This window comes from Flavobacterium sp. GW821-FHT12A05, from assembly GCF_058807735.1.
Genome location: NZ_JBXAQY010000014.1, coordinates 2,845 through 4,058 on the forward strand (window position 1 = coordinate 2,845; position 1,214 = coordinate 4,058).

At 38.5% G+C, this 1,214-nt stretch carries 1 protein-coding gene; it reads right to left on the reverse strand.

Going from position 1 to position 1,214, the window contains the following annotated elements; genetic code table 11:
• The coding region (locus AC1RRQ_RS23245; RefSeq protein ID WP_493025454.1) for a hypothetical protein at positions 1-1,214 on the reverse strand (1,214 nt) is incomplete at both ends.

The window sequence follows — 1,214 nt, forward strand, 5'->3', positions numbered from 1 at the left end:
CCATACAAAAGATTCTCCAAAACAGATGTCTTCTGTTGTGGTTATGGTTTGTGGTTTTGCGCCAACGGTTAAAATTAATTCCTGATCAGCGGTGCATCCATCATTTTCTTTTGTGAAAGTTCCCGATGCTGAATAAGTTTTCCCATCAACATCCCATACAAAAGATTCTCCAAAACAGATGTTTTTCGTTGTAGTTACGGTTTGCGGTTTAGTACCTACAGTCAGTTTCAATTCCTGATCAGGAGTGCATCCATTATTGTTTTGGGTGTACGTTCCAGATGTTGAATACGTTTTCCCGTCAACATCCCATACAAAAGATTCTCCGAAGCAGATGTCTTTTGTTGTGCTTATAGTTTGCGGTTTAGCGCCGACAGTTAAAATTAATTCCTGATCAGCGGTGCATCCATTATTGTTTTGGGTGTAAGTTCCAGATGTTGAATACGTTTTCCCGTCAACATCCCAAACAAAAGATTCTCCAAAACAGATGTTTTCCGTTGTAGTTATGGTTTGCGGTTTTTCACCAACCGTTAATTTCAATTCCTGATCAGCAGTGCATCCGTCATTTTCTTTGGTGAATGTTCCCGATGCTGAATAAGTTTTCCCGTCAATATCCCATACAAAAGATTCTCCAAAACAGATATCTTTTGTTGTGCTTATAGTTTGCGGTTTAGCACCGACAGTTAAAATTAATTCTTGATCAGCCGTGCATCCGTTGTTGTCAATTTTATAATTTCCAGAAGCTGTATAAGTTTTTCCATCAGCATCCCAAACAAAAGATTCTCCAAAACAGATGTCTTTTGTTGTGGTTATGGTTTGTGGTTTTGCGCCAACGGTTAAAATTAATTCCTGATCAGCCGTGCATCCATTATTGTTTTGGGTGTAAGTTCCTGATGCTGAATAAGTTTTCCTATCAACATCCCATACAAAAGATTCTCCAAAACAGATGTCTTTTGTTGTGGTTATGGTTTGTGGTTTTGCGCCAACGGTTAAAATTAATTCCTGATCAGCCGTGCATCCATTATTGTTTTGGGTGTAAGTTCCTGATGCTGAATAAGTTTTCCTATCAACATCCCAAACAAAAGATTCTCCAAAACAGATGTTTTCTGTTGTAGTTATGGTTTGTGGTTTAGTACCTACAGTCAGTTTCAATTCCTGATCAGGAGTGCATCCATTATTGTTTTGGGTGTAAGTTCCCGATGCTGTATAAGTTTTCC